Annotated in this window: 24 protein-coding genes, 1 tRNA gene and 1 pseudogene; 15 read left to right on the plus strand and 11 right to left on the minus strand. The window is 73.3% G+C overall.

What is annotated here, in order from left to right:
- Positions 1 to 248: 248 nt before the first annotated feature.
- Both ACIQKA_RS08550 and ACIQKA_RS08555 read right to left on the minus strand, forming a co-directional pair.
- The gene (locus tag ACIQKA_RS08550; protein ID WP_402540470.1) at positions 249 to 1,355 is read right to left on the minus strand and encodes a serpin family protein; all 1,107 of its coding nucleotides are present in this window, start codon (positions 1,353 to 1,355) and stop codon (positions 249 to 251) included.
- A gap of 130 nt (positions 1,356 to 1,485) precedes the next feature.
- Positions 1,486 to 1,692, minus strand: coding sequence for a hypothetical protein (locus tag ACIQKA_RS08555; RefSeq protein ID WP_402540471.1), 207 nt, complete (start codon positions 1,690 to 1,692; stop codon positions 1,486 to 1,488).
- A gap of 693 nt (positions 1,693 to 2,385) precedes the next feature.
- On the opposite strand from ACIQKA_RS08555, the gene ACIQKA_RS08560 reads away from it, so the two are divergent.
- Positions 2,386 to 2,547 carry a hypothetical protein gene (locus ACIQKA_RS08560; protein WP_383151273.1) on the plus strand — a complete coding sequence of 54 codons (162 nt, stop codon included), beginning with the start codon at positions 2,386 to 2,388 and terminating at the stop codon, positions 2,545 to 2,547.
- On the opposite strand, the gene ACIQKA_RS08565 is transcribed toward ACIQKA_RS08560, so the two are convergent.
- The 3 genes and pseudogenes from ACIQKA_RS08565 to ACIQKA_RS08575 form a co-directional block, all read right to left on the minus strand.
- Positions 2,544 to 2,882 (minus strand): HNH endonuclease, encoded by a 339-nt coding sequence (locus ACIQKA_RS08565; protein ID WP_402540472.1) that lies wholly within the window; start codon positions 2,880 to 2,882, stop codon positions 2,544 to 2,546. The genes ACIQKA_RS08560 and ACIQKA_RS08565 overlap by 4 nt on opposite strands.
- Before the next feature lie 522 nt (positions 2,883 to 3,404).
- Positions 3,405 to 4,640 carry a recombinase family protein gene (locus ACIQKA_RS08570; protein ID WP_402540474.1) on the minus strand — a complete coding sequence of 412 codons (1,236 nt, stop codon included), beginning with the start codon at positions 4,638 to 4,640 and terminating at the stop codon, positions 3,405 to 3,407.
- Positions 4,641 to 4,653: 13 nt separating this feature from the next.
- Positions 4,654 to 5,154 (minus strand): annotated as a pseudogene (locus ACIQKA_RS08575) (recombinase family protein); the annotation flags it as partial.
- Between ACIQKA_RS08575 and ACIQKA_RS08580 the strand changes: the two are divergent.
- Positions 5,155 to 5,484: an antibiotic biosynthesis monooxygenase family protein gene (locus ACIQKA_RS08580; protein ID WP_383151270.1), complete on the plus strand. Its 330-nt coding sequence runs from the start codon at positions 5,155 to 5,157 to the stop codon at positions 5,482 to 5,484.
- A 45-nt stretch (positions 5,485 to 5,529) separates the two neighbouring features.
- Entirely contained in the window at positions 5,530 to 6,033 is a 504-nt protein-coding gene (locus ACIQKA_RS08585; protein WP_383151269.1) for a GNAT family N-acetyltransferase, read from the plus strand.
- A 15-nt stretch (positions 6,034 to 6,048) separates the two neighbouring features.
- Here the strand turns inward: ACIQKA_RS08585 and ACIQKA_RS08590 are convergent, their stop codons facing one another.
- Entirely contained in the window at positions 6,049 to 8,109 is a 2,061-nt protein-coding gene (locus ACIQKA_RS08590) for a DHA2 family efflux MFS transporter permease subunit (RefSeq protein WP_402540475.1), read from the minus strand.
- 148 nt (positions 8,110 to 8,257) lie between these two features.
- On the opposite strand from ACIQKA_RS08590, the gene ACIQKA_RS08595 reads away from it, so the two are divergent.
- From ACIQKA_RS08595 to ACIQKA_RS08615, 5 genes are all read left to right on the plus strand, one after another.
- Positions 8,258 to 9,343, plus strand: a complete 1,086-nt coding sequence (locus ACIQKA_RS08595; RefSeq protein ID WP_402540476.1) for a peptidoglycan-binding protein — start codon at positions 8,258 to 8,260, stop codon at positions 9,341 to 9,343.
- A gap of 264 nt (positions 9,344 to 9,607) precedes the next feature.
- Entirely contained in the window at positions 9,608 to 10,276 is a 669-nt protein-coding gene (locus tag ACIQKA_RS08600; RefSeq protein ID WP_383151266.1) for an HAD-IA family hydrolase, read from the plus strand.
- A gap of 488 nt (positions 10,277 to 10,764) precedes the next feature.
- Positions 10,765 to 11,415, plus strand: coding sequence for an HNH endonuclease family protein (locus tag ACIQKA_RS08605; RefSeq protein ID WP_383431976.1), 651 nt, complete (start codon positions 10,765 to 10,767; stop codon positions 11,413 to 11,415).
- Positions 11,416 to 11,724: 309 nt separating this feature from the next.
- Positions 11,725 to 12,192, plus strand: a complete 468-nt coding sequence (locus ACIQKA_RS08610) for a DoxX family protein (RefSeq protein WP_383431983.1) — start codon at positions 11,725 to 11,727, stop codon at positions 12,190 to 12,192.
- 569 nt (positions 12,193 to 12,761) lie between these two features.
- A complete protein-coding gene (locus ACIQKA_RS08615) occupies positions 12,762 to 13,385 on the plus strand; it encodes a DedA family protein (RefSeq protein WP_383156797.1) in 624 nt (207 codons plus the stop codon).
- Here ACIQKA_RS08615 and ACIQKA_RS08620 read toward each other — a convergent pair.
- Together ACIQKA_RS08620 and ACIQKA_RS08625 are read right to left on the minus strand one after the other, a co-directional pair.
- Complete coding sequence (locus ACIQKA_RS08620; protein ID WP_383156790.1) at positions 13,345 to 13,611, minus strand: DUF2277 domain-containing protein; 267 nt, start codon at positions 13,609 to 13,611, stop codon at positions 13,345 to 13,347. The genes ACIQKA_RS08615 and ACIQKA_RS08620 overlap by 41 nt on opposite strands.
- 153 nt (positions 13,612 to 13,764) lie before the next feature.
- A complete protein-coding gene (locus tag ACIQKA_RS08625) occupies positions 13,765 to 13,998 on the minus strand; it encodes a hypothetical protein (RefSeq protein ID WP_383431974.1) in 234 nt (77 codons plus the stop codon).
- A gap of 188 nt (positions 13,999 to 14,186) precedes the next feature.
- Here ACIQKA_RS08625 and ACIQKA_RS08630 point away from each other — a divergent pair, with 188 nt between their 5' ends.
- Both ACIQKA_RS08630 and ACIQKA_RS08635 read left to right on the plus strand, forming a co-directional pair.
- Positions 14,187 to 14,945 carry a UTRA domain-containing protein gene (locus ACIQKA_RS08630; RefSeq protein ID WP_391092891.1) on the plus strand — a complete coding sequence of 253 codons (759 nt, stop codon included), beginning with the start codon at positions 14,187 to 14,189 and terminating at the stop codon, positions 14,943 to 14,945.
- A 218-nt stretch (positions 14,946 to 15,163) separates the two neighbouring features.
- The gene (locus tag ACIQKA_RS08635) at positions 15,164 to 15,613 is read left to right on the plus strand and encodes a lamin tail domain-containing protein (protein ID WP_391092890.1); all 450 of its coding nucleotides are present in this window, start codon (positions 15,164 to 15,166) and stop codon (positions 15,611 to 15,613) included.
- Positions 15,614 to 15,730: 117 nt separating this feature from the next.
- On the opposite strand, the gene ACIQKA_RS08640 is transcribed toward ACIQKA_RS08635, so the two are convergent.
- Positions 15,731 to 16,369 (minus strand): DUF4231 domain-containing protein, encoded by a 639-nt coding sequence (locus tag ACIQKA_RS08640; RefSeq protein WP_391092889.1) that lies wholly within the window; start codon positions 16,367 to 16,369, stop codon positions 15,731 to 15,733.
- 125 nt (positions 16,370 to 16,494) lie between these two features.
- On the opposite strand from ACIQKA_RS08640, the gene ACIQKA_RS08645 reads away from it, so the two are divergent.
- Positions 16,495 to 16,701: a hypothetical protein gene (locus ACIQKA_RS08645; RefSeq protein WP_391092887.1), complete on the plus strand. Its 207-nt coding sequence runs from the start codon at positions 16,495 to 16,497 to the stop codon at positions 16,699 to 16,701.
- A 145-nt stretch (positions 16,702 to 16,846) separates the two neighbouring features.
- A complete protein-coding gene (locus ACIQKA_RS08650; RefSeq protein ID WP_383431967.1) occupies positions 16,847 to 17,254 on the plus strand; it encodes a hypothetical protein in 408 nt (135 codons plus the stop codon).
- A gap of 184 nt (positions 17,255 to 17,438) precedes the next feature.
- On the opposite strand, the gene ACIQKA_RS08655 is transcribed toward ACIQKA_RS08650, so the two are convergent.
- Positions 17,439 to 17,510, minus strand: a tRNA-Val gene (locus tag ACIQKA_RS08655).
- Between the two features lie 268 nt (positions 17,511 to 17,778).
- Here ACIQKA_RS08655 and ACIQKA_RS08660 point away from each other — a divergent pair.
- The 3 genes from ACIQKA_RS08660 to ACIQKA_RS08670 all read left to right on the plus strand — a co-directional run bounded on the left by ACIQKA_RS08660 (position 17,779) and on the right by ACIQKA_RS08670 (position 20,147).
- Positions 17,779 to 18,441, plus strand: a complete 663-nt coding sequence (locus tag ACIQKA_RS08660) for a DUF4097 family beta strand repeat-containing protein (protein ID WP_383156751.1) — start codon at positions 17,779 to 17,781, stop codon at positions 18,439 to 18,441.
- Positions 18,442 to 18,520: 79 nt separating this feature from the next.
- Positions 18,521 to 19,882 (plus strand): hypothetical protein, encoded by a 1,362-nt coding sequence (locus tag ACIQKA_RS08665; protein WP_383156748.1) that lies wholly within the window; start codon positions 18,521 to 18,523, stop codon positions 19,880 to 19,882.
- A 46-nt stretch (positions 19,883 to 19,928) separates the two neighbouring features.
- Positions 19,929 to 20,147, plus strand: a complete 219-nt coding sequence (locus ACIQKA_RS08670) for a zinc ribbon domain-containing protein (protein ID WP_402540481.1) — start codon at positions 19,929 to 19,931, stop codon at positions 20,145 to 20,147.
- 17 nt (positions 20,148 to 20,164) lie between these two features.
- Here ACIQKA_RS08670 and ACIQKA_RS08675 read toward each other — a convergent pair whose 3' ends face one another.
- The gene (locus ACIQKA_RS08675; RefSeq protein ID WP_386364744.1) at positions 20,165 to 20,962 is read right to left on the minus strand and encodes an HAD family hydrolase; all 798 of its coding nucleotides are present in this window, start codon (positions 20,960 to 20,962) and stop codon (positions 20,165 to 20,167) included.
- Positions 20,963 to 21,017: the final 55 nt, after the last annotated feature.

The raw sequence follows: 21,017 nt of genomic DNA on the forward strand, positions 1-21,017 counted from the left end.
AGTACTACGGACCGGAGACCGCACCCGGAAACCGGAGCCGGGGCCGGGGTCCCGGCCCCGGCTCCACGCCCGAACCGGTCCCGGGGCGTGTCCGGCGGATCGGGGCCGGAGCCGGGGCAGGGACCGCGACGCCCGGAACGGCACGCCACCTCGCCACGCCCTGTCCGACCCCGATCCGCCGGACACACCCCGGGGATGTCTCGGCGATCGGGCCGGGCTCGCGGTGTCCGGTGCCCGATCCGGCCCGATCACCGGGACGCCCCCCGGCCGCCCACGGACGGCGCGCTCCGCCGCCACCCCGCGAAGAGCGGCACCTCTCCCTCCGCGTCGAGGACGACGACGCCGAAGGGCCGGTCGAAGGCGATCCGCCGCACCACCTCGCGGCGGGGCGGGGCCGCGCTCCGGGCCATCCTGACCTGGGTGACGGCCGCCGCCTCGACGCCCTCCTCGGCGACCTCGACCATCGCCTCCTGCACCACCTTGTCGACGAAGAGGTCCTCCGCCGAGAGGCCGGAGAAGTCGGCCCCGGGGCGCAGGGCCCGTTCGACGCCGAGCGCCGCCAGGTGCTCGTTCGCCTCGGTCCTCGTCCGGAGGGTGAAGCGCGGCAGCAGGAGGTCGGCCGCGTCGGCGGCGAGCGGCTCCCCTTCCCCGGGCCCGGCCCAGGCGGCGGGCAGCACCTCGCCCGGTCCGGCCCCCTCGGGCCCGAGCACGAACCGCACCAGGGCGGCGCCCTCCCCTGCGCAGGGCAGCTCGACGACGGTGACCCCGCCCACGGACCGGACCGAGGAGGGCGGGATCCGCCGCCGCATGGTCGGTACGGGCCGGGTGCGGCCGTCCCCGTCGGTGAAGGGCTCGTCGCGGGTGAGGTCCCGGGCGAAGGCGGTCGCCCAGGAGGCCTTCAGGGCGAGGGCGTTGAGCAGCACGAGCTCCTCGGAGCCGTCGAGCGCGAGCGGCAACCCGTCGATCCGCCCGCCGGTGGCCTCCCGCACCCACGCGTCGAGCGCGTCCTGCGCGTCCCCGCCCAGCCCTCCGAACCGCACGTCGGGCAGGCCCCGCCGGAACTCCTCGCGGACCGCCGCCCGCGCCCACACCCCCGTGCCCACCGCGAGCCCGTCCGTCCCGGCGAGCCGCCGCGCGGCCCCGGTGACGGCCCCGGCCGCCGCCTCCCCGTCGACCCCGAGCAGCTCGCGCAGCTCCCCGGCGGTCCGCCCCCGCGCCCCGGCCGCGACGGCCCCGAGCGCCAGCCACAGCCCGGCCGGCGAGACGACGAAGTCCCCGTCCCCGAACCGGGACAGCCAGCGCGCGGCCAGGCTCCGTACCGTGTCCGCCCGGAGGGCGGGGGGAGTGCGGGTCATATCCTGCCTCCTATGAGCATCGTGAAGATCATGAATGGGTCAAGCCATTCATGGAGAACTTCGCACCGTGAGCGCCGCCGTGGTCGGCCAGCCTAGAAGCCGTCAGCCCTCGCTGTCGGCCCATGCCCCGTCACGCTCGACGCACATGGTCGGGCGGGACCAGCCACTCCCGCCCGCCGTGCTCGGGCCGCAGGAACGCCATGGCTCGCTTCCGGCGCTCGCGGGGCGACTCGGCGGGACCCTCGTAGTCCCGGATCAGGTCACGCAGGATGCCGACCCTTCCCGCGCCGTCCTCGACGCGCCGGCCGATGTCGTCCGGGCCGATCACTTGGGGCACCCGGGTACCGAGCACGGAGGGCGGGGTTGTCGGGGCATGGGCGCCTCCTCGGCATCCCGGGTGTGCAGGTAGTAGCGCTGGAGTCTGCGCAGGGTCAGGGATACGTACACACGCATGACTGCGCGGCAAAAAGTGACGAACCCGGCGACGGAGTGGCCGCGTCCGGCAGCCAAGGGGCTTCGGTGCCCCTTCGGAACTTTCGCGCTGACCACGCCATCGCCGTCGCGACCCACGGTGGATCACAACATAACCGCACGTCAGACGAGCCCCTATGGTCCTGGATCGAAGCCGCCGATGACCATCCGCCGTGGCGCTGTCCATAGCGTCAAACTTCCACCACTGCTTTTGTACGCATACGGCTCATGACGGCCCGGGGGGCAGGAGCGATACGCTTTTCTCGTAATCAGCGCGATACGCCTCGGGGGCGGTGAAGCTCTCCGAGGTCAGCTCGAAGCACACCACCACGCCAAGTCGCCCCTCATCACGGCACCCCGAACTCGCCGCAGGGGAACGGGGCTTGGCTCATATCAACTCGGTCATCTCTCATCGCTGCATAGCGTTGACCCCGACCGGACACCCCACGTCGCGTCGTGGCGTTGCGTCCTTTCTTCCATGCCGTCGCGCAACGGCGCGCGACAGGAGCCAGAGGACATGCAAACCGCATGACCGAAGCCAGCGAGAGGACTACAAGCCATGACTACGACTCGCAGCATGGACACAAGGAGCGCGACCCGCCCCATGCTCGAACTCCGCCTCGGTGGACTGCACTTGACAGTGCAGCGCATCCCCGGATGGCTCGTCGCCCTGGTCACCACCGCCGGCGGGGCGGCGGGCACGTGGTGGACACAGCGCTAAGCCGCGCGCCCGAACTCCGTGCTCGTCTTGAGCTGGTGGCAGCCCCGGCACGGCACTTGAACGTTGCCGTCCGTGTCGGTCCCTCCCATCGAGAGGGGCCGCACGTGGTCCACGTCCACGTCTGCCGCAGGGAAGTCGCCTGGGCACCGGTCACGCCGCACGGTCCCCTTCCGCTCGATGACCCGGCGGAGCCTCGCAGCAGCGTCGTTCCGGGCCGCTCGACGTCGTCCCTGTGCTCGACGCTGTCGGATGGCCGGACGGTCCTCGTACACGCCGTGGTGGGTCTTGCAGCGGCCCCGATGGGTCGCAGGTTCCTGGCATTCGATACAGCGCATGTGCGCCCCGCGCTCGTTGACGAACGTCCGGACACGATGGGGACCGCACGGTCTTACAACCCCGTTCAGCGCCCGAGGGCGGTTACCGGTGGGCGGTGCGGTCCCCGCGCTCTGCCTCACGACCACTGCGGCCACCCCCGTGAGGGTGCGTGCTGCACGGGCAGAGCATCGGAGAGGGCCGGGCACTCGGACCGCCCGTTACGGGTCGGTGGGGTGCGCAGTGGTCCCGGCTTCTTCTCTCGGAAGCAGGAGGGACGGAGAGATTCCCGGGCGGTCGACCATGACGGCATGACGTTCTGGTGGCTCTTTCGGTATCCCTCTTGTTTTTCTATGTCCGTACGAAAAACACTCTCTAACCGTCATACCGTCATGGCTCCGCCCGCTGGTCGGGCCGCTGCGGACAGCAGACGGCCCCGGCGGTCCGCGCGGGACTACCGGGGCCGATCGGGGCGATCCGCAGGCCGCCAAACGGCCCGCCGTCGGACGTCCCCAGCGGCGGACCGTACAGACCTCCCAGAGGGCTCAGGCGGCCGCAGGTTCCGGCGACTCGGCCCATCGCACGATCACACGGTCTCGCGTGTTCGCGTTCCGGCCCCTGCCGACGGACTTGGCGATCCTCACGGAGTCGATGAAGAGCGCCAGGAAATCCCGCTTCTTCTCCAGGTCCCACGCCGCCCATGTCGACCCCTCCCCGATGGGGCCTCCGTCCACGCTCGTCCACTCATTGGGGATCTGGATGCTTCGGTTGCCGGTCGCCTCCAGTTCCGCCAGCCGCTCGGCCGCCCGCTCCTCATGGGCAGCCAACCGCGCCATGGACTCCCTGAACATCTGCGCACCGGTCCCGTCGGCGTGGACGCCGGCCAGCCGGTCCACGTGGAGGATGCGGCGGGACTCCCGTACGTGCTCCAACTCGACTCGTACCGCCGCACGTTCCGCGTCTCGCTGGGACGTGTCCTGTGGGCGGGCGAAGCGCCGTGACGCCTCGGCAACCCATTCGAGGTCTTCCGGGTCGGCGGGGTCCATGGCCATGAGACGGGCCCACACCCGCCCCGCCGTCTCGCTGTCCGCCGCGTCCTGGCCGATGACGAGACCACCATGGCCCGGGACCACTCCCCCGGCCCGGTTGCACTTGTAGTAGAGCTTCCCGGCCCGTCGGTCGGTCACCATCACCGATCCGCAGACGTCGCAGAACAGCAGTCCATGTCCGGCCGGCAGAGTGGGGACGCGCCGGCCCGCTCGTACGACCACCTGCGTCCGGCCGTCCAGCACGTCCTGGAGCTTCCACCACTCCTCCGTGGGGATCAGCGCTTCGTGCGACTGGACCGGCTGCCCTTCGTCGTCACGCAGGATGACGCGCCTCCCCGTCTTGCCGGGGACGGGGTTGCCGTCGGAGTCCTTGGTCGCCTGTACCCGTCCCTGCCACTCGATCGCGTACCCGGCAAGGCGCGGGTCACGCAGGATGCGCAGGACGGTGGACGACACCCACGCGGGCCGCTCCACGGCTTCCGAGACTCCGCGTGCACGGCGCGAGGCGAGGCGCTTGGCCCCCGACTCCCCCAGGGACGCCGCCTTTGTAGGCACGCCGTCCTCGTTCAGTCGTTTGGCGATCTGTGAGGCGGACACTCCCTCTGCCGCCCACTTGGCCATGTCGCGGACGTGCGGGGGCTTCCACCGGGTCCGGGACGAGTCGGACGACGGACAGCTTGCCGCTGGTCGCCCTCTCCGCCGCGAAGCCGTACGGAGCGACGCCGGAGACATGGCTGCCGGCCCGCCGGAGTGTGTCCTTGGTGGCGGAGACGTACGCCGACTTCATGTCGGACTCCTGCTGCGCCAGACCCGCGATGATGGCGAGGATGCCGACGCCGACCGGGGTGGACGTGTCGAGGTACGGCTCCTCGACACTCACCAGCCGGACGCCGTGCGCCTCCAGCTCCTCGATGATGCGCATCGCTTCCAGCGCGCCACGGCGCGTCAGGCGGGACAGTGAGAAGACGACCACGGCGTCCACGTGCCCACCCCGTACGGTCGTCATCATCTCTTCGAACCCCGGCCGGTGGATGCTCGGATCCCACCCCGACTTGCCCACGTCCTCGAAGTGGCCCGCGTCGCTCCACCCCTTCGACGCGATCAGCGAGGCGCACCGTTCGCGCTGCGCCACGGGCGACGCCTGCGAGTCGTCCTCACGCCGCTTTGACTGGCGGATGTACGAGACTGCACGTACGTGATCAAGGCTCGGCGCAGCGCCCGGCCTGTGCTTCCTGAGAGGTGTCATGTGCCTAGTGTGGTAAAGATCAACGTCCTGACCGTGCCGGCCGAGCAGCGCGAGGTGCTGGAGCAGCGCTTCGCTTCGCGGGCCGGGGCCGTGGAGGGGTCCGACGGCTTCGAGTGGTTCGAGCTGCTGCGGCCCCTGGAGGGCACCGACCAGTACCTGGTGTACACCCGCTGGCGCAGCGAGGAGGACTTCCAGAACTGGATGGACGGTTCCATGCGGGCCGCTCACCAGGGTGGCGGCGAGGGCGGGGGCGAGCGGTCGAAGCCCGCCGCGTCCGGGTCGACCCTGTGGTCGTTCGAGGTCGTCCAGCAGGCGGCCCCGAAGGGCTGAGCCCCGGAGAAAACCTGCTGCGTCCCGGGCCGTGCGCGTCCCAGAATGACGCGCATGACCTGGACCTTCTCCCCCGAGCGCGTCGACACCCCGGACGCCGCCGCCCTGCGCCGTGAGTACTACGACGAGGTCGCGAGCCGCTACTGGAAGCGGCCCGCGACGGCGGCCGAGATCGACGAGGGGCTGACGGACGACGGGGCCGGGCTGCTGGCCCCGCCGACGGGAGACTTCCGGGTGGCCCGGTGCGGGGGCGAGCCGGCCGGGTGCGGCGGCGTGCTCCTGCTCGACGACGGCGGCGACGGCCGCGGGGCGCGCGCCGAACTGACCCGGGTCTACCTGCGCCCCGCGTTCCGCGGCCGGGGCGGCGCCGGGCTCCTGATGGACGCCTTGGAGGACGCGGCCCGCGCCCTCGGCGCCCGCCGGATGGTCCTCAACACGCGCCTGGACCTGATCGAGGCGCGGAGCCTGTACGCCCGGCACGGGTACGCGGAGATACCGGCGTACTGCACCGGCCCGTACATGGACGTCTGGTACGGCAAGAAGCTCTGACCCGCCCCCGCGCGCTCACGCGTGGTGGTCGCGGGGCGGTTGCGCCGTGCGGGGGCGTTCCGCGTCCGAGCCGCTCAGTTCGGCCGTCAGCTCCTCCACGAGTTTCACCAGGTCGGTGGGCCGTTCGGGTCCCCACCAGTCGCCGAGGAGTTCGGCGAGCGAGTCCTCCCGCGCCCCGGCGAGCAGCGTGGTCACCCGTACGCCCTCCTCGGTGAGGATCATCTGGACGCCCTCCCGGGCGACCAGGCGCCGTTCCTCCAGCTGCCGGGAGGCCTCGGTGATCGCCCGCAGCGGCACGGGGGTGGTCTCGGCGAGCCGGGCGGGCTCGACGGTGCCGTGCCGGCGGATGCGCAGCAGCAGCCAGCTCGCGGCGGGCAGCAGGTCGAGTCCGGCGCGCTCGGTGATCTTCACGTAGACCGCCTTGCGCCCCTCGCGGGAGCCGAGGACGGACAGCGCGCGGGCGCACTCGTCGTACGAGGAGCGCTCGACGGGGTTGGAGGCGAGGGTCTGCGTGGTGTCGGGCGCGGTGACCGAGGTGCGGAGCCGGTCCTCCTTGAGGAACCAGGCGATGACGAAGGCGACGAGGACGACCGGCGACGCGTACAGGAAGACGTCCGTGATGGACGTGGAGTACGCGTGGAGCACGGAGGGGCGCAGTTCGGGCGGGAGCTGGGCGACGGCGCGCGGGTCGGCGGCGACCTCCCCGGGCCCGGTGCCGGGCGGGAGGCCGGGGCCGGCGGCGGCGAAGACGTCCTCCAGCTTGGAGGTGAGCCGGTTGGTGAAGATCGTGCCGAAGACGGCGACGCCGAAGGACGCGCCGATGGAGCGGAAGAAGGTGGCCCCGGAGGTGGCGACGCCGAGGTCCTCGTAGGCGACGGCGTTCTGCACGACGAGGACGAGGACCTGCATGACGAGGCCGAGCCCGGCGCCGAAGACGAAGAAGTAGACGCTCATCTCCCAGGTGGAGCTGGTCTCCGTCAGGCGGTGCAGGAGGAGCAGGCCGATGGCGGTGAGGGCGGTGCCGACGACGGGGAAGACCTTCCAGCGGCCGGTGCGGCTGACGACCTGGCCGGAGGCGGTGGAGGTGAGGAGCAGGCCGAGGACCATGGGCAGCATGTGGACGCCGGACATGGTCGGGGTGACGCCCTGCACGACCTGGAGGAAGGTCGGCAGGTAGGTCATCGCGCCGAACATCGCGAAGCCGACGACGAAGCTGATGACCGAGACGAGGGTGAAGGTCCGGATCCGGAACAGCTTGAGCGGCAGCACGGGCTCGGCCGCCCGCCGCTCCACCCGCACGAACCAGACGAGGAGCACGGCTCCGAGCACGGCGAGGCCGATGATCTGCGGCGATCCCCAGTCCCAGGTGGTGCCGCCGAGGGAGGCGACGAGGACCAGGCAGGTGGCGACCGAGGCGATGAGGAAGGTGCCGAGGTAGTCGATGGTGTGCTTCGTGGAGCGGACCGGGATGTGGAGCACGGCGGCGATCACGAAGAGGGCGACGATCCCGATCGGCAGGTTGACGTAGAAGACCCAGCGCCAGGAGAGGTGCTCGGTGAAGAGTCCGCCGAGGAGGGGGCCGAGGACGCTGGTGGCGCCGAAGACGGCGCCGAAGAGGCCCTGGTACTTGCCGCGCTCGCGGGGCGGGACGAGGTCGCCGACGATCGCCATGGACAGCACCATGAGCCCGCCGCCGCCGAGGCCCTGGACCGCGCGGAAGGCGATGAGCTGCGGCATGTTCTGGGCGATGCCGCAGAGGGCGGAGCCGATGAGGAAGATGACGATGGCCGCCTGGAAGAGCTTCTTGCGCCCGTACTGGTCGCCGAGCTTGCCCCAGAGGGGGGTGGCGGCGGTGGACGCCAGCATGTAGGCGGTGACCACCCAGGAGAGGTGCTCCATGCCGCCGAGCTCGCTGACGATGGTCGGCAGGGCGGTGGAGACGATGGTCTGGTCGAGCGCGGCGAGCAGCATGCCGAGCAGCAGCGCGCCGATCGCGACGAGGACGGTGCTGTGGCGCTGCCCGCCCCCGGGCGCGGGGGCGCCGCCGGGCGGGGACGGGCGTAGGTCCTGGGCCATGGGCGTCTCCTCGGCGTCTTCGTCTTCTCGGCGTCTCCATCCTGATCCGAATGTCCGGTTATGGCCTGCGGAAGGGCACGCCTGTTCCCCCACCGGAAGGGAGTGGGCTGCATAATCGCTCGCAGTTGTATCGGGGAGGGGACCCATCATGACCGGACACGTCTGTCCTGAATGCGGTGTACACAGACCTGGCTGCGCCTGCGCCCGGGCGGAACTGGCGGCGGCCGAGGACTTCGACCCGCTCCGGATCCGCCCGTACGTGACGCTGGACGCGCGGGAGGGCGCGGGAGCGGACGCGTACGGGGCGGGGGCGGGTGCGTACGGGGCGGGAGCGGGTCCGTACGGGACGGGGGGAGACACCTCCGGAGCGGAAGCGGACGCGTACGGCGCGGGGGGCGCCGACGCGGATCCGCCGACCGCCCGGCCGGCGGCGGTCCGCCCGGACGCCCCGGAGCGCCACCCGTACGGGACGGGCTCGTACGGGGCGGGGTCTTACGGGACGGGCGCCGGGGGCGACCCCTCCGAGACGATGCCGTTGCTGCTGCGCGGACCCGGCGAGGCGCCGCCCCCGCCGCGCGGGGGCCGGCCGCGGGGCCGCAGGCGCGGCGCGGCGATCGCGGCGGTGGCCGCCGTCGCCGTGGCGGGCACCGCCGCCCTGGCCGCGGCCCTCGCCGGCGCGGGCGAGACGGAGGACCGGGCGGCCGTGCCCGAGGTGACGACGAGCGCGGACCTGAACCTGGCCGTGTCGGAGGAGCCGTCCCCCTCCTCGGGGAGCCCGGAGCCGACGTCGTCGTCCCCGAAGCCGCGCCGGACGTCGGCGTCGCCCTCCCCCTCCGCGACGACCACGCCCTCCGCCTCGGCCTCCGGCGCCTCCGCGAGCCCCGGTGCGTCGACCGGTTCGGCCGCCCCTCCCTCCGCGACGGCCCCGGCGACGCCGACGACCGCGCCGACGACGGCGACCGCGAGGCCCTCCCGGACCCCGGAGAACACGGAGGAGCCCGAGCCGGAGGTCACCACCCTCAGCTACGGCGACCGGGGACCCGAGGTGGAGGACCTCCAGTGGCGGCTGCGGGCCGCCTGGGTCTACTTCGGCCCCGTCGACGGCCGCTACGGCAACAAGGTCCGGGAGGCCGTGCGGGAGTACCAGCGCTGGCGTTCGATCCAGGGGGATCCGCTGGGCGTGTACGGGCCGAGCACGCGCGCGGTCCTGGAGCAGGAGCAGCCGGGCAACTGACGGGGAGGGACGGGGCCGGGCGGTACGGGTCCGGGGCCGGGCGGGTCCGAGGCCATGCGGGCGGCAGCGGCAGCGGCAGCGGCAGCGGCAGCGGCAGCGGCAGCGGCAGCGGTCCAGGATGCGGACGGGGGGCGGGGCGGTTGGCCAAGACCGCCCCCTGTTTTGTATCGTTGAAGAACAAAGTGGCCCCGCCCGCACTCCCTGACCGGTGGGCGGGTCCGCCTTGTTCTCCGCGCTCTCCGCGCCACCCCTTCTGGAGATCCGATGCCCGCCACCACCCCGGCAACGCTCACCGCCCGCGCCCTCCTCCTCGACATGGACGGCACCCTCGTCAACTCGGACGCCGTCGTCGAGCGCTGCTGGCGCCGCTGGGCCGAGCGGCAGGGCCTGGACGAGGACGCCGTGCTCCGGGTGGTCCACGGGCGCCAGGGGTACGCGACGATGGCCGCGCTCCTCCCGGACCGCCCGATGGAGCAGAACCACGCCGACAACCGGGTCATGCTCGCCGAGGAGACCGCCGACCTCGACGGGGTCGTGCCCGTCCCCGGCGCCCCCGCCTTCATGGCCGCGATCACGGACCTGCCGCACGCCCTGGTGACCTCGGCGGACGAGGCCCTCGCCCAGGCGCGCATGGGGGCGGCCGCGCTGCGCGTGCCGGAGACCCGGGTCACGGCCGAGGGCGTCGGGGCCAGCAAGCCGGACCCGGAGGGCTTCCTGAAGGGCGCGGCCGCGCTGGGCTTCGCGCCGGAGGACTGCGTGGTCTTCGAGGACTCCGAGGCCGGCATCCAGGCGGGCCGCGCGGCCGGCATGCGCGTCGTGGGCGTGGGCCCGCGCGCGGCGGCCTTCGCGCCGGACGCGTACGTGCCCGACCTCACCCACCTGCGGGTCGGGGCGGCGGCGGACGGCACGATCACGCTGACGACCGTGCCGTAACCCCTCCTTCCCCTCTCCTCCCTTCACCGCCGCTCGCGCGCGGCCGGACGCTCCGGCCGCGCGCGAGCGTTTTGCGGTCCACGGACCCGCGCTCCCCGCCGATCGCCACGGACCGCCAACCACCACCGCCACCACCACCGGCACTGCCACCGGCCTCCGCCCCACCGCCCGCAGGAGCCACCGGCACCCGCCCCCGCCCCACCGCCCGCAGGAGCCACCGGCACCCGCCCCCGCCCCACCGGCGCAGCGCCCCCGCGCGCGCAACGCTCCCGCACCACCGGGCTCTCCGCCCCTCCAACCCGCGACCGCCGAGCGGAATCTGACGCTCCGACAGAACGCGCACACCCCTTGATGTGACGTGCCCATGTCGTCACGCTGTTACCTGGCGCACCCCGTACGGAAACCCGGCGCCGCCACGATGACCGGGCACGCCCGGCGCCCCACGGGGACGGCACCCGCCGAGGTCCCCCCACATCAAGGGAGTTCACATGCCCGTCCGCAATGTCTACGCGCGTCGACTCGCCGTTCTCGCCACCTCCGCCGCCCTCACCGTGACCGGCCTCCTCGCCACCGCGCCCGCCGCCCAGGCCGCCATGCCCACCCCGGTCAGCGCCGCGACCGCGCGCACCTACCTGGCCGCCCTCACGGTGAAGGCGGAAGGTTCCACCTCGGGCTACAGCCGGGACCTCTTCCCGCACTGGATCACCCAGTCCGGCGCCTGCAACACGCGCGAGACCGTGCTCAAGCGGGACGGCAAGAACGTCGTCACGGACTCCAGCTGTGCCGCCACCAGCGGCAGTTGGTACTCCGAGTACGACGGCGCCACCTGGACGGCCGCCTCCGACGTCGACATCGACCACATGGTCCCGCTCGCCGAGGCCTGGCGCTCCGGCGCCAGCTCGTGGAGCACCTCCCAGCGCCAGTCCTTCGCCAACGACCTGACCCGGCCGCAGCTCATAGCCGTCACGGACAACGTCAACCAGGCCAAGGGCGACCTCGACCCGGCGAAGTGGATGCCCTCGCGGACGGCCTACCGCTGCACGTACGTCAGGGCCTGGGTGCACGTGAAGCACCACTGGAACCTCAGCGTCGACTCCGCCGAGAAGAGCGCCCTCCAGTCCGCCCTCAACGGCTGCTGACACCACACCACTTGAAGAAACGTCACGGCGGGATTGCCGGGAAGTGAACACGACCGCACACTTCCCGGTGACCCGATGTTGAACTTGCAAGTATTAGTCAGGCAAACCTAACCTACGGACTCATCGGTTCCGTCCCCCACCTCTTCCGCCGACGGACGAGGCCAGACCGAAGGAGTCCCACCCATGAGCAACACCGGCAATACCGGTGCCCCCGCCACGCCCGGCGAGGCGGCCGGCCCGAAGGCCGACGGCGCCGCAGCCACCGGCACCTCCACCGGCACCGCGGGCGCGGCCGGCCTCGCGGCCCGCCTGGACCGGGCCCAGCCGTACGCGCTCGGCGTCTTCCGCATAGTCGTCGGCCTGTTCTTCGCCTGCCACGGCGCCGCCTCGCTCTTCGGCGTGCTCGGCGGGTCCAAGGGCGGCGGCACGGTCGAGCTGGGCACCTGGCCCAGCTGGTACGCGGCGGCGATCCAGCTCGTCGCGGGCGTCCTGGTCCTGCTCGGCCTCGGCACCCGCAGCGCCGCCTTCCTGGCCTCGGGCTCGATGGCGTACGCGTACTTCAAGGTCCACCAGCCCGAGGCCCTCTTCCCGCTGCAGAACGGCGGCGAGCTCTCGGCCCTGTTCTGCTGGATCTTCCTGCTGCTCGTCTTCACCGGCCCGGGCGCGCTGTCCGTGGACCGGCTCTTCGGAGGCGGGTCCCGCAACGGCGCGGACGCGCCGGCCCGCGAGGAGAGGGCCGAGGAGCGCGAGGAGCAGGGCACGCCGGTCACGGCCTGATCCCGGCTCCGGGCCACGGCCAGAGCCCGGCCACGGCCCGAACTCCGGTCCCGGATCCCGGCCCCACCCAGGTCGCGGACCGGCTCCGACCCGCGCACGCCCGCGAACGCCCGCGGACGTCCACGGACACGCACGCACGCCCGCGGAGGCCGGCGGATCCACCGGTCCGCCGCTCCACGGGCCCGGAAAACGCACGAGGCCGGAAGACGCACGGGCCCGGAAGACGCACGGGCCGGGAAGCTCGACGCCTTTCGGCACCCCTCGGCATCCCTCGGCACCTCCCGGCTCCTTAACAGGACAAGGCCGGTCTCCACAGCGTGGATTCCGGCCTTTTCCCGTGCGTGGCGCATGTTTGGTACGGACCTTAGAACGGACGATTCCCTTCAGTTTCCCGCACGTCCGCACACCGGCGCGGCACACCGCCCCGGCCCCCCTGGCCCCACACCACCCCGGCGCCGTCCCGGCCGCACGGGACAACGGCGCTGGACATCCACTCGAACCACCGGTGCCCGCCCGGCACCCACCCGGCGGCGAACCCCCGGTCCCGCGTAGGCTCTGCCCCTGTGAATCTGCTCGACAGCCTGGGCTCGCTGCGGTCGCTCACCGCCGGTCCATGGATCTACCCGGTGGTGGCGGCGTCGATCCTCCTCGACGTCTTCCTGCCCGTACTGCCGAGCGGCTTCCTGGTCATCACCGCGGCCACGGCGGCGACCGCGGCCACCGCCGCCTCCCCCGACGTGCCGTCGCTCATCCCCCTGCTCCTCTGCGCGGCCACGGCCTCGGTGCTCGGCGACTTCCTCGCGTACCGGCTGGCGCGCCGGGGCGGGGCCAGGCTGGACCGGGCGATAGCGCGCTCGCGCCGCCTCTCCCTGGCGCAGGAACGTCTCGGCACCGCGCTCGCCCGGGGCGGCGGGCTGCTCGTGGTGCTCGCCCGCTTCGCGCCGGCGGGCCGCTCCGTGGTCTCGCTGGGCGCGGGCGCGGCGAAGCGGCGGAGCAAGGAGTTCCTGCCGTGGTCGGCGCTCGCGGGCGTGGTCTGGGCCTCGTACAGCGTCGGGCTCGGCTGGCTGGGCGGTCAGTGGCTGGGCGCGACCTGGTTCAGCGCGGGGGTGTCGGCCCTCGCGCTCTTCCTGGCGGGCGGCCTCGCCGCGTATCTCATACGGCGTCCGGCCGAGGCTCCGGCGCCCGCCTCCTGACCGCGGGGCCCGGGTGCGCCCCGCGCACCTCCAGGCCGTCGAGGAGTCTCGCGGTGGCTCCGGCGATCTCGTCCACGGCCCGCTCGAAGACCTCGCGGTTGTGGGCGGCGGGGGCGCGGAACCCGGAGATCTTGCGGACGTACTGCAGGGCGGCGGCGCGGATGTCGTCCTCGGTCGCCTCCTCGGGCAGCACGGGTGGGCGGAGCGTCTTGATGCTGCGGCACATGCCTCCAGTGTGGCGCGCCCCACTGACAACCACGCGGGCCCGCCCGTACGGACCGGGCCGGACCCTCCCGCGCGGGCCGCACGACCGAGCCCGGCAGTCCCGTGCGACGGCCCCCGGCGTCCCGCACGACTCGCGCGACCGGACCCGGCGGCCCTACGCCCCGACTCCGCCGAGGCCGCGTCTGCTCCGCGCGTTGATCTCGGCGGTGCGGGCCCGCAGCTCGTGCAGGGGCGTGGCGAGCTGGACGTCGACGGGCTCGGCCTCCCACTCGGTGCCGCCGTGCACGGCGCGGATGCGGAAGCGACCGGAGACGCTGTCCACGTAGAAACCGACCCGCCCGGTGGCGGCGTCACGGACGAGGTCACCGACCTCGGGCAGTGGCTGCACGCGTCCCCTCCGTCCCGGAACCTGAAGCATGGGGACACTCAGGGAAGCGCGGCGCCCCGGCCCTGTCAACGTATCTCTAGAGATGTCCCCCGATGGATGGATCGACCGGTCGGGACGGCGTACGCGTGTGCTTCCGCGTCGGGGGGTGCGCCGTAGGGTGTCCCGCAGATGAAGGGAGTGGTCCACCCGTGACTGACCAGGACAGCACTCGACGGCCCAAGTACCAAAGGATCGCTGATGAGTTGAGGGAAGCGATCCGGTCGGGCGCCTTCGCTCCGGGCGACCGGCTCCCCGGCGAGAACGACCTCATGGCGACCTACGAGGTGGCGCGGATGACGGCCCGGCAGGCCCTCTCCGTGCTGCGGACCGAGGGGCTCACCGAGGCGCGCAAGGGCGCCGGGGTGTTCGTCCGCGTCTTCCGTCCGCTGCGCCGCCGCGGCATCCCGCGTCTGGCGGGCGAGCACTGGGGCGGCGGACGCTCGGTCTGGTCGGCGGACGTGGAGGACCGGGACCTGGTGGTCGACCGGATCGAGGTGGGCGAGGCGGAGGCCGGCGCGCGGGTCGCGGAGGCGCTCGACCTGGCGCCGGGCGCGTCCGTCTGCGTCCGGAGCCGCCGGTTCGTCCTGGACGACAGGCCGGTGCTGCTCTCCGTCTCGTACCTCCCGGCCGATCTGGTGCGCGGGACGGCGATCGCGGAACGGGACACGGGCCCGGGCGGCACGTACGCGCGCCTGGCCGAGCTGGGGCGGCGGCCGGTGCGCTTCCGGGAGGAGATCCGCTCCCGGATGCCGACGGCGGAGGAGTCGGAGGGGCTGGCCCTGGAGCTCGGGACGCCGGTGGTCCTCATCGACCGCACGGCCTTCACGGAGGCGGGGGTGGCGGTGGAGCTGAACGAGATGACGCTGGACTCGTCGTCGTACGTCCTGGAGTACGACTTCGACGCGTAGGACCTCGCGCGGGCCGGCGCCACGGCGGCCCCGCGCCACCACCCCTCCCCCTTTCGCCCTCTCCCCCGCGAACACCCCGACCGGGCCGCCCCGTTCACCCCTGCCTCCACCCCCACCCCCACTTTCCGCGAAGTGCGGAGAAGTCGTGAAGGAGATGCGTATTCTGTGTGATCGCCGGGCCCCGACGGTGGGGATCCGGCAGAAATCGAGGGACATCCATGCTTCGTGCACGCACGCTCGCGGCCGTGACCGCGGCGGCCGCCTCCGGCGTCCTCCTGCTGCCCACGCAGGCCCAGGCCGCCGGCTCGGTCCACCTCTACAAGATCTGGTACGACAGCCCCGGCACGGACACCCGGTCCACCGCCAGCCTCAACGGCGAGTACGTGCAGATACGCAACACCACCAACGCGGCGGTCAACCTGCGAGGTTGGACGCTCACGGACGCGGCCGACCACAAGTACACCTTCGGCAACTTCGTCCTGGGCAAGGGGAAGGTCGTGACGGTCCGCACGGGCCGCGGCACGAACACCGCCGCGAACGTGTACCAGAACCGCGGGGCGTACGTCTGGAACAACGACCGCGACACGGCGACGCTGCGGAAGTCGAACGGCGCGAGCGTCGACACCTGCGCGTACAACTCGACGCGGGCGGACTACACGTGGTGCTGAGGCGACGCCGCGCCTGAGCGGGGGCGGGCTCCGGAGAACGGCCCCGGGGCCGCGGACCCGCCCCCGACGCCCACCGCCCGCCCCGGCATCACTCCCGCCCCACGGTCCGCCCCGGCGTCACTCCCGGCTCGACGCCTCCCCGACATCACCGCCGGCCCGGCCCTCTCCGGACCCACCGCCGCCGCCCCTGGCCCTCTCCACCTTCACGCTCTCGGCCCGGACGCTCTCCACGAGGACGCTTTCGGTGCGGGCGGCGGGAACGCCCTGCTGCACGTCGGAGTCGACCTGCCCGCCGAGCGTCATGACGTTCAGGGTGGCCGAGTTCTCGTTGGCGATGGCCTTCTCGACCCGGGCGACCAGCGCGGCGAACGCGTCCCGCTTCGAAAGGCCGCGGTAGGGCCCCACCCTCGTCTCGAAGTAGACGCGCTCGTGCCCGAGGAGCTGTTCGGTCGAGCGGTAGTTCTTCCACTGCTCCCGGTACCGGTAGACGCTCTCCAGCGACACCGCGGCGACGACGACCACGCTCAGGACGGTGGCCGTGATCCGCGCGAAGCCCAGGTCCAGGTTCACGAAGACCGGCACGAGGGCCCCGCCGACGACGGACACGGTCCGCATCCGCAGGTGCATCGCCTTCATGTGGGTCGCCTTGGCGTCGTACCATCCCTGGTACTGCTCGATCCGCGTCTCGATGTACCGCTGCGGCGTCATCTCGCCGCTCCGCGCGCCCTGTTCGGGCGCGTCCCCCACCTCAGCCATGCGGGGAGTACACCCGCGCTCCGGGACCTCCGTCAACTCTTCACCCGTTCCCCCCGGCTTTCCCACGGGGTACGTTCGCCACGAAGCAACCGACCGCACGCCCACGGCACTTGAGGGAGCCCTCCATGGCACAGGCCCGCGCCGCACACCCGACCACCACCATCGCCACCAGGGCCGGCATCGCCCTCGGCGTCCTCGCCGCCGCCCTCGTCGCCCTCGCGGGCCACGGCGCCGTCGGTGCCGCCACGGCCAGCGACCGCGAGACCGGCACGGTCAAGTGGGTCGTCGAGGCGACGGCGGGCGACAAGAAGGTGGAAGTGATCAAGGCCTGACGCCGAACGGCCGAGCTCGCACACGAAAGGCCCCGGACCGATCACGGCCCGGGGCTTTCCCCTGCCCGTCTCCCCCCAGCCCCTGTGATCCTTAGGATGGAAGAACGACCGAGAAAGGAAACCCGGAGAAAGGAGACGCAGAGGCATGCGTCCCCAGCGGTTCAGCGAACTCGTCGCCGACCTCGCGAAGAACAGCCCGACGGCCGACCGCGTGCGGACCCTCGCCGAGTCCGGCGACACCGAGCACCCCTTCGGCGTGGTCGTCACGGTGGGCACGACCGACACCCGGTGGCAGTTCACCGGCCAGCTGCCCGAGGGCGCCAAGCATGAGGGCTTCCTCGACGAACCGGTCACGGGCCCCCCGATCCCCGCCGGAGAGCCTCCCCGGAAGACCGACTCCCCCGAGGCCTGGCTCGCCGCCGTCCTCGCCCAGGCCGCCTCCCCGGAGATCTCGGCCGTCGAACGCTGGTCCACCCCACCGGAAGCGACCTCCCAGCCGGGCCTGACGATCACCTTCCACAACGGCGCCCGCGTCTTCGCCCGCGCGTTCTGACCCGCTCCGGCCGAGCGGTCACGGTCGGGGACACCGGGAGCCGCGGGGCCGACCGAGCGCTCCCGGACCGTGGCGGGAACGGGCCGCAGCACCTTCGAGGCACGGCCGCAGCGGCCACGGCGCCGATACCGGACACCGACGCCGAAGGCCCCCGGTCATGATTGACCGGGGGCCTCTGCACCGGTGGGCGCGGACGGTTTCGAACCGCCGACATCTGCTTTGTAAGAGCAGCGCTCTACCCCTGAGCTACGCACCCGTGGAAGAGGCAACAGCCTACATGGCCGGTGGGTGGGTGCCGCAAACCGATGGGGCCGGGGGGGATAGCCCCACCCCGGGGACGGTGGGTCGCCCGATCGTCGCGGAGGGTGGGCGGGGCGTAGGTTCAGGTGGTCGTCTTGGTCTTCTGGGGGTTGGTCTTCGTGGTCGTGGGTCGTCGGGTTCGTGTGCTGGTCGCTTCCGGTGGGGTGCTCGCCCTCGCGTTCGGGGTGGGCGGATGTGGGACGGCCGACGCCGAGGGGGCGCCGGTGGAGAAGAAGAACTTCGCGTTCTCGGGGGAGGCCCTCACCGTCGACTCCGACAACTCCCGGCTGGTGATCACCCCCGCCGACGTCGACGACGTGCGGGTCGAGCGGCAGGTCGACGGGTGGGTGTTCATGGGGTCCGGGCCGGACGCCAGCTGGAAGCTGGTCGACGGGCGGCTGACGCTGCGGGTCGAGTGCGACGCGGTCGCCTCCGACTGCCGGTCCGTGCACCGGATCCAGGTGCCCCGGAAGGTCGCCGTCACCGTCGAGAACGACAACGGCGACGTGACGACCGAGGGGTTCGCCACCCCCATGAAGGTGAGGACCGACAACGGGGACGTGCGGGTGCGGAAGGCCGCCGGGGCGCTCGACCTCGGCAGCGAGAACGGGAGGGTGGTCGTCGACTCCGGCACCACGTCGACCGACCTGGCCGTACGGACCGCCAACGGGGACGTCCGGCTCACCCTCGGAGCCGTACCCCGGAAGGTCGACGTCGTCACCGACAACGGCGGCATCACCGTCGAGGTCCCGAAGGCCGAGTACGCCCTCTCCGGGAGCAGCGGGAACGGGGACGTCCGTCTCGACGTCCCCCGGCGGGACAGCAGCGGGCACAACGTGAGCGTCCGCAGCGACAACGGCGACGTCACCGTCCGCACGGTGAACTGACCGGCCCGTGTGTTCGTCCCCACCGGGTGGGAGAATGGACCCGGACCGGGCACGGCGGACACAGCACGGGGAGAGGTACGTGGCGGCGAGCGATACGAGGAGCGCGTCGGCGCCCGGGATTCCTTCCGCGTTCCGGCTGGCGCTCCTGCTGCCCCTGGTGGCGGGAGCGATGCTGCCGGGGGCCTTCGCCGGGGGCGGCACCCGCCGCTGGTTCGGCGGGCGGGGCGAGGGCCAGCGGGCCGAGGCGCAGGCCGCCAAGGACGCCGCAGCGGCCGCGTTCTACGAGCTCGACACCGCCCAGCGCGGGCTGCGCATCTCGATAGAGACCATCACCGCCGTCGACAGCTCCCCCGAGGCCCGCGACGCCGTCTCGGGCTTCGAGGCGCTCGGGCGCCGCATCGACCAGGTCAGCCACGCGTACATCACCGCCGTCGACGCCCACGACCTCGACCGCGACGAGCTGGACGCCGCCACCGCCTCCCGGGCGCGCGCCGAACTCACCCGCGCCAAGGAGGAGCTCGACCGGGTGAAGGGCGAGCTCGACCGCTTCGAGGCCGGGCTCGCCCCGCTCCTCGGGCGCGCCGAGACCCAGCTCGCCCGGCTGGCGCCCGCCGTCGAGCGCGCCCGGCAGGCCCTGCGCGGCGCGAGCGACGCCCTCGACGCCGTCCGGGAGAGCGGGCTGCGGGCCGACGACCTCGCGCTGCGGCTCGCCCGGCTCGGGCCCGAGCTGACCCGGCTCAACGAGGGCGCGGGCCGGCACGGCGTCCCCGAGACCCTCCAGCGGGCCGACCTGGTGCTGCGGGACGCCGAGGCCGTACGGGCCGAGGCCGGGCGGCTGCCCGAGCGCGCCGCCGAGATCGACCGGCGGCTCGTCTCCCTCCGCACCCGCACCGAGGCGCTGGCCACCCGCACCGAGGGCGTCGAACCCGTCCTGTCCGAACTGCGGCGGCGGTTCTCGCTCGACTGCTGGCAGGACCTCCAGCACGTGCCCGAGCAGGCCGCGGCGAGCCTCGCGCAGGCCGGGGAGCGGCTCGGCGAGGCCGGGAGGGCGCGGGCCGAGCAGCGCTGGCCCGACGCGACCTCGCTGCTCTCCACCGTCCGCGCCCTCCTCGACTCGACCGACGAGGCCGTCTCGGCCGCCGGGGAGCGGCTGCGCCGCCTGGAGGCCGTCGCCAAGGACCCGAACGCCGAGGTCGACCGCGCCCGGTTCGCCGTACGGGACGCCCAGCGGCTCGCCATGGACGGGCGGACCACCCCCGACCCCCGGCACGCCGGGCCCCTCGACCGGGCCGTCGCGCGCATCGACCGGGCGGTCGCCTCCCTGGAGGGCCGCCACCCGGACTACTGGCACTTCCTGACCGAGCTGGAGGACGTCCGCGCCGACGCCGCCCGGGTCGTCGGGCAGATCCGGGAGGAGCGGGGAGGCGGCTCCGGTCACTGACCGGCCGAGCCGCCGCGTTCCGCCGGGCAGCCTCTAACCTGTCCCCATGCCTCGTTACGAATACCGCTGCCGCACCTGCGGCGACACCTTCGAGCTCAGTCGGCCCATGGCCGAGTCCTCCGACCCGGCCGCCTGCCCCGCCGGGCACGACGACACCGTGAAGCTGCTCTCGGCCGTGGCCGTCGGCGGAAGCGCCACCGCCGCCCCCGCGCAGAGCGGCGGTGGCGGCGGTGGCGGTTGCTGCGGCGGGGGCTGCTGCGGCTGATCCTCCCGGAGGGGGGTTCAGCCCGCTGCCGCCGCCCTGAAGCGGCGCAGGATCTCCTCCCCCGCCGCGACCCCGCGTTCCGCGAGGACGTCGAGGTGGGGGGCGGTCCAGTCGCCGTCGGCCAGTTCGCCGTGGCCCGGGCGCCAGGCCCGGTCCGCGGCGAGCAGCAGGTCGGCGTCGAGCAGGGAGTCCCCGGCCGCCAGGGTGAGCGCGGCGCCGGTGCGGCGGGCGAGCTCGCGGACGGCCGCGCTCTTGGTGAGCGGCTTCGGCACCGCGTACACCTTGCGGCCCTGGAGGGAGACGGTCCAGCCGCGCTCCCCCGCCCAGTGGCCGAAGAGCTCCAGCCAGCCCTCGGGGAGCAGGTCCCGCTCGATGACCAGGTAGGTGAACAGGTCCTCGGCGACCCGGTGCTTGCGCACCCAGGACTGGTCCGTGGTGGCGGAGAGGTACGCGCGGACCTCGGCGAGCGGCGCGCACTCGCCGGCCAGCCGGTCGAGGACGGAGGCGTGCCAGTCCCGGTCGGAGACGCCGTCGACGAGGATGTGCCCGCCGTTGGCGCAGATCGCGTACTTCGGCGCGGTGCCGGGCAGTCGGATGCGCTGGTACTGCTTGCGCGTGCGCGTGGTGGTGGGCACGAAGACGGTCTCGTCGGTCAGCCGCGCCAGGAGGGCGGCCGCCTCCTCGGTCATGTAGGAGAGCGGCCTGGACTCGTGGACCTCGACGCAGAGCAGCCGGGGCGCGAGCGCGTCGGGCATGCCGAGGGCGAGGGCCGCGGACGAGTAGATGAGGGTGCGGTCGAGGTCGCTGGCGACCAGGACCGGGGCCGGGGTCGTGACCGGGGCCTGTACCGGAGTCGGGGCCGGGGCCTGT

This window comes from Streptomyces sp. NPDC092045 (assembly GCF_044756005.1).
Lineage (GTDB): Bacteria > Actinomycetota > Actinomycetes > Streptomycetales > Streptomycetaceae > Streptomyces.